Source organism: Psychromonas sp. SP041 (assembly GCF_000470315.2).
Taxonomy (GTDB): Bacteria; Pseudomonadota; Gammaproteobacteria; order Enterobacterales; family Psychromonadaceae; genus Psychromonas.
Window position 1 is genome coordinate 20,925 of sequence record NZ_CBRF02000050.1, and the last position, 6,910, is coordinate 27,834.

6 protein-coding genes are annotated in these 6,910 nt (G+C 35.1%); all 6 read left to right on the forward strand.

Features of this window, described 5'->3' with window-relative positions; all coding sequences use genetic code 11:
- Positions 1-1,152 (forward strand): M20 aminoacylase family protein, encoded by a 1,152-nt coding sequence (locus SP041_RS19105; RefSeq protein ID WP_025563435.1) that lies wholly within the window; start codon positions 1-3, stop codon positions 1,150-1,152.
- Between the two features lie 557 nt (positions 1,153-1,709).
- Positions 1,710-2,543, forward strand: coding sequence for a DUF3100 domain-containing protein (locus SP041_RS19110; protein WP_025563434.1), 834 nt, complete (start codon positions 1,710-1,712; stop codon positions 2,541-2,543).
- Positions 2,544-2,557: 14 nt separating this feature from the next.
- On the forward strand, positions 2,558-3,034 hold the full coding sequence (locus SP041_RS19115; protein ID WP_025563433.1) for a hypothetical protein: 477 nt from the start codon (positions 2,558-2,560) through the stop codon (positions 3,032-3,034).
- A gap of 425 nt (positions 3,035-3,459) precedes the next feature.
- Positions 3,460-4,422, forward strand: coding sequence for a LysR substrate-binding domain-containing protein (locus SP041_RS19120; protein ID WP_025563432.1), 963 nt, complete (start codon positions 3,460-3,462; stop codon positions 4,420-4,422).
- Between the two features lie 431 nt (positions 4,423-4,853).
- The gene (locus SP041_RS19125) at positions 4,854-6,227 is read left to right on the forward strand and encodes an L-serine ammonia-lyase (protein WP_025563431.1); all 1,374 of its coding nucleotides are present in this window, start codon (positions 4,854-4,856) and stop codon (positions 6,225-6,227) included.
- Between the two features lie 330 nt (positions 6,228-6,557).
- A partial coding sequence (locus tag SP041_RS19130) for a transposase (RefSeq protein WP_205961225.1) occupies positions 6,558-6,910 on the forward strand: 353 nt, incomplete at its 3' end.

Below are 6,910 nucleotides of genomic sequence, written 5' to 3' on the forward strand. Positions count from 1 at the left end.
ATGTCGGTTTCTAAATTATTATTAGAAAATGCAGTCGAGTGGCGTAAAGAGTTACATCGCTATCCAGAATTAGGTTTTCAAGAAGTTAAAACTTCTCGTCGAGTCGCAGAGTTACTTGAAAGTTTTGGTATAAGTGTTGATGTTGGCATGGCAGGTACTGGTGTTATTGGTACGTTAAAAAATGGAGAAGGGCCTTCGATAGGGTTACGAGCTGACATGGATGCGTTGCCAATGAATGAGCTAGGTGATGTTTGTCATAAATCATGTAACCATGGTGCAATGCATGCTTGTGGGCATGATGGTCATACTGCCATTTTACTCGCAACGGCTAAATACTTAAGTGAAAACAGACATTTTAAAGGGACTGTCTACTTTATCTTTCAGCCTGCTGAAGAGAATCTAGGTGGGGCTAGAGTGATGGTAGAAGAAGGACTTTTTGAGAAATACCCAATGTCTAGTGTTTTTGGTCTTCATAATTGGCCGGGGTTACCTGAAGGGCATGTCGCTGTTTCCGATGGTGCAATGATGGCATCACTTGATACTTTTAAAATAACCTTAACGGGCAAAAGTTGTCACGCGGCTATGCCGGAAAGAGGAATCGATCCGATTGTGTGTAGCTCAGAGTTAGTGCTTGCATTGCAATCGATTGTTTCTAGACGACTATCTCCATTAGATTCAGCCGTGGTGAGCGTAACTCAAATTAACGGAGGTGAGGCAATTAATATCGTGCCTGAAACGGTTGTATTAGAAGGTACGTATCGTTGTCTTGATACAAAGGTTCAAGAGAAAGTTAAGATGTTAATTGGCGAAATTTCCAGTGGTGTTTGTGCTACGCATGGCGTTGAGCTTAATATGGAGTTCTTCGATGGTTATATTGCAACAACAAATAATGAAGAGCAAGCAAAGCACGTTCTTGATGTGGCTGTAAATAGTTTTGGTGAAAGTAGAGTGCATTGGAATCTTCCGTCATCAATGGCCTCGGAAGACTTTTGTTTCATGTTAGAGAAATGCCCTGGTGCATATTTTTGGTTAGGCGCTGATAGTGAGTTCCCATCAAAACCACTGCATAATGCTTATTATGATTTCAATGATAATATTATCGAAGTTGGGATTGAAATGTGGTGTGGTTTGGTTGAAAAATTATTGAAGTAACTGTTGTTTTATAAATAAGTTATTATCTTTTAATTTTAAGTGATTTTTAAATGATGTTTATTTTTAAAGTAACTTAGTAACTCATCGCTTCACCGTTAACACATGTTAAGGTAAAGCGATGACATCTAGTGGTTCCTCCTCTAAAAATAAATTTAGTGTGAGTGGATAAAAATCCCTTTTATGTTATATTTTTATTGTTGCCTCTTGATCATAAATAAGTCTTTTGAGTACCTTTCTATCAATACTTTTCGCTATAAATACACCTTTATTATCATATTTCTAATAATGCTTTTTTACTATAAATAAAAAATTATAAGCTTGCAGTAAAGTTTTGAATATTGCATGTTGTTAATTCTACTGTCTTTATGTAACTCCCTTATTTCCTGAGATCTTGCATCTTATTTGTATTTTTTTAACTTACTTTTCTAATAAAATCATCGTTGCTTTTTAAGTAACGATAAAGTGATATTAAGAGAACACTAGATGTGCTTTAATTAAAATTCATTTAAAGATGTTGCAAAGTATGCAATGGATGCTAATAACTCAAGGAAACAGTAATGGAAAATACTTCTTTAAAAAAATTATTAAACTGGAGACTTCACGGTATTGTCATCATCATGACGATTATTGCTGAATTAATAGGTGTGCAAACACTCCCAATCGGTAGTGCAAAAGTACTTTTTCTTCCCCTCTTTTATGTTTTTGTTTTATGTCTATTTTTTAACCCCAATATTACAAAAATATCCAACAAACTAATTTCTAAAAAACAAGCTAAAGTTGCATCTCATATTATTGTTATTGGGATTCTGCCATTCATAGCTAAGTTTGGAACACTTATTGGACCTGCAATACCAAATATCCTTGATTCTGGTACTGCAATGATACTTCAAGAGTTTGGTAATTTAGCTACGATGTTAATTGCAATGCCTGTTGCTGTTTTACTTTTAAAAATGAATCGAGAAGCCATTGGTGCAACGTATTCTATTGCTCGAGAGCCTAATATCGCAGTTATTTCTGATAAATATGGTTTAAAAAGTAGCGAAGGTATCGGTGTTATGGGCGTTTATGTAATGGGGACAATGTTCGGTACTCTTTACTTTTCTTTACTGGCTGGGTTTTTGGCATCGACAGACTGGATTGATATTCGAGCTTTAGCGATGGCGTGTGGTGTTGGTAGTGGTAGTATGACTGCCGCTTGTTCTGGTACCTTAGCTGAAGTGCATCCCACAATGAAGGAAGATATATTAGCTTTTGCAGGAGCAAGTAATTTATTGACCAATGCAACGGGGTTATATGTTGCGATATTTATCGCTTTACCTTTTGCTGAGTGGTATTACAAAAAGCTAAATCAAATCCGTGGCACTTTTAACAACACTTCTAAAACAAACTAAGAAAGGGATAACTTATGAGTACTAATGAAATGAATTTAACAGCAGAAGATGAAACTAAATTATCCTTTAAACAAAATATAATTTTAATTATTCTTTTTTGTGGTATTGCGTTAATAAGTAACTGGGCTGGCACGGGTAATAATTTCCTTATTGCGTTGCCTGGAATGGTCATTATTTTTGCAATGATCCTTATTGGTCTAGGTCTTAAAGCTCTTATTGGGGGACCTTTACCGGCAGTGGCATGGGTATCACTTGTCAGTGTTGGGTTAACACTTCCATTTGTTCCTTACTCTGATGTCATGTTAGGTTACCTAAAAAGCATCAACTTTCTATCGTTAACAACACCTGTACTCGCTTATGCTGCTATGGCTGTTGCAGACTTAGAAATTAAACTTTTTAAAAAATCAGGTTTCAAGATTGTTTTAATCTCAATTCTTGTCTTTACCGGTACCTATGTTGGTTCCGCGTTAGTTGCAGAAGCTTTTCTTTAAAAGAAAATATTAAAGGGAGAGTAATTATATTCTCCTTTTACCCATACCATATTAAGCATACTTTTCTTTTTGCCTTTTATCTTTTTAAAATACTGAATTACTCTGGTAGTACTGATAATTTATTGTCTACGTACTGAAAACTTAGAAGCCTTTATTACCCTCCCTTATCCTTCTGTATCTTTGATATTTGACTGTGCTAATGACTTTTTCGTATCTCATTATGTGAAAATTTAAGTGTTTTTAAAAAAGTATCGAAATTAGAAATTCAATATATAATAAGTTATCTAAAAAGTATGATAGATAAAGTACTAATCGCGTCAGTTTTTGACTATATTATTTAATTTAATAAATACATTAAATGTCTTTCTCGGGTCATCTATGCTAGTACTTATCTCTTTTATTACTGGTAAAACTAAGGAAAAAAAATGAAATTGCAACAACTTGAATATATTTGTGAAATTGAGCGCAGTGGATACAATATATCTGCAACTTCAGATAAATTGTTTACATCTCAACCTGGTATAAGCAAACAACTTAGTTTGTTGGAGAATGAGTTAGGCGTTAAAATTTTTGAAAGGAAAGGTAAGCATTTGTTTGGTGCAACTGAGATTGGCGCTAAAGTGATACAAGAGGCAAACTTGCTTCTCGAAATTAAAAATAGAATCAAAGATATGTGCGATGCTGAAACCTCACCAGATCAAGGTTCAATGAACATTCATACAACGAATGCCATTGCTAATTTTTTATTACCAGAAGCGATTCAATATTTTATTAACAAGTATCCTAAGGTCTCTCTTAATATGATAGGTGTTGAGCCTAATACCCCGTTGCCCAAGGGAAGTAATTATTTTTGTATTGTTGCACAAGATATTAGCGACTCACCGGGATTTGTTGTATTACCTGCATATAAATGGTCTTTAAGCCTTATTGTTCCTTCTGATCATTATTTAGCCAAAGTAGAAAAAATAACATTAGAGCAATTGGCTAATGAGAAGTTAATTAGTTATGAGTCTAAATCTACAGGCAGAGAAGCAATTGATGAGGCGTTTAATCAGCAAGGCCTAACGCCAAATTATATTATTACTACCATGGATGCCGGCACTATCAAAGAATACGTCAAGCTGGGAGTGGGTATTGGTATTCTGGCATCAGTTTCAACCAATTTAGTTGATGATTCGATAGTCGTGCGTTCATTACAAGAGTTGATTCCTGAATGTGATGCTTGGATTTGTTATAGTAAAGAAATTTATTTACAAAAATATATGTATGATTTTATTGAAAAAATCTGTCCTCATTTAACCCGTACTGTAATAGAAAGTGTTGCCCCTTTAACTGTATTAGAGAGAAATAAATGGTTTGAAAATGTACAATTTAAAACATATCGTTAATATGTTACATGCCGCTTTTACTCATTTTATCGACGTATAATATGATAGAAGCGGTTTTTATCCTAAACGTATCTTAAATAAAGGTTTTGTTTTCCCGTCTTCATGAAGAGACATAAGCTTAATAGATATTTGAACTAATTATCATAAATATGATATTCCTGCAGTGTTGTTGTTCTATAAATAGAATATTCTTCAAACTAAAGTTCATTTTAATATCATATATTTCCATTCACCTTTTCCATTTATTTAAGATTGTAAATTTGGCACTTTTAATGTTCTGTTTTTGGCAACAATTTATAATTTTTGTTGTCTTGTTTAGATTTTAGTTGTCAGGCTATATTGACCTATTATTTAAGGCATATGATTAAAATGTAGATTCAAATAATAAAAAAGCCTTAAAGCCGTATTATAAATAATAGAGTGGTTAAAAAATGGAATTAAGTGTATTTGATTTATTTAAAGTAGGTATAGGCCCTTCTAGTTCTCATACAGTTGGACCAATGCAGGCTGCCAGCGTATTTATAAACAAATTAAATGAACTGTCATTGTTAAACGACGTTCAGCAATTAACAATTACTTTATATGGTTCTCTTTCTGCTACGGGTATTGGGCATAATACGGATAGTGCGATCCAATTAGGGTTGATGGGTTATGATCCTGAAACCGTCGATACTCAACTCACGAAGAGTATTATTGAAAATATACAAAAAGATGAAACAATACGATTATCTGGAACCCACCTGATCGGATTTGTTTATGCACGGGATATTATTTTTTCAGACGAAATCCTACCATTACATGCGAATGCCATGTCACTTAGTGCTTCTAAAGGCGATGAAATATTGTGGTCTGATACATTCTATTCGGTAGGCGGTGGATTTGTGCTTAATGAAGCAGAAATGACCAAGGGAACAACAGAAGATAAAAGTATCCTTCCTTACTCTTTTAACAGTGCAGCACAGCTTCTCATGTTATGTAAAACTCATAATTTATCAGTCAGTCAATTGATGATGGAGAATGAAAAAACATGGCGTACGGAAGAAGAGATAAAAAAAGGCATTCTACACATTTGGTCCGTGATGCAACAATGTATTGCAAATGGGATGAATAATAGAGGTATCTTGCCGGGTGGATTAAATGTACGTCGCCGTGCTTGGGAGTTACATCAAAAATTATTATCTGTAGAGAAACCTAATAGTATTAATTCAACATTGAGCGCAATGGAGTGGGTGAACCTATATGCGCTTGCTGTAAATGAAGAAAATGCTGCTGGTGGCCGAGTGGTAACCGCCCCTACAAATGGTGCCTCTGGCATTATTCCTGCTGTGCTTAATTATTATATGATCACTTCAGAAGATAAAAATGACGATGATATTGTTCGTTTCTTTTTAAGCGCCACTGCAGTAGGGCTCCTTTGTAAAAAAAATGCGTCAATTTCTGGTGCTGAAGTCGGATGTCAAGGTGAGGTTGGCTCTGCATGTGCGATGGCGAGTGCTGGGTTAGCTGAAATTCTAGGTGCAACGCCAGAGCAATTAGAAAATGCTGCTGAAATCGGACTTGAGCATAACCTAGGTTTAACCTGTGACCCCGTTGGCGGTTTAGTACAAGTCCCTTGTATCGAGCGTAATGCTATTGGTGCGATTAAAGCAATTAATGCAGTGCAAATGGCAATGCGCGGTGATGGAAATCATATTATCTCTTTAGATAAAGTAATAAATACAATGAAAATAACTGGGCGAGATATGTCTTCAAAATATAAAGAGACATCTAAAGGTGGATTGGCTATTAATACGATTGAATGTTGATATTACAATCAATTATTTGAGGTTTGTATTTTAAAGGTGCTCATAAGAAAAAGATTATGGACATATATGGACGCTCTCTCGTAGTCAAGACGAGTTAATACAGAACACGAAAATAGTTTCATATTCGTCAGACTTTATAACCTTAAATACTTCTCATTAACTCGCTTGCGATGACTGACTCAATGGGTTTATTGAATAAACCGTTCTGACATATATTCGAACTGAAGATCTGGACGAACTGAAGATCTGGACACCCATCTATTTGAATAATTGCGATAGTTAAACTATCTTTTATAAATGCGTATTTTTGCATTTAGGAGGTAGTTTATTATGACTCAATCTCGCCAATCACAAGTATCATTATCTGATACACCTTATTATCACTGTATTTCGCGTTGTGTTCGTAGAGCTTACTTATGTGGTGAAGATAAATACACCGAAAAATCCTTTGAACATCGCGGCCAGTGGGTTGTTGAGCGAATGCATTACCTCGCTTCTCTTTTTAATATTGATATCTGCGCTTACGCTATCATGTCCAACCATTATCACCTCGTACTGCACATAGACGAGCAACATAATGAAAGCTTAACGCATGAAGAAGTTTGTGATCGTTGGTGTCAGCTCTATTCAAAACCTGTATTAGTTGAGCGTTGGCAATCCGAGCAAACCACCTCAGAAGCAGA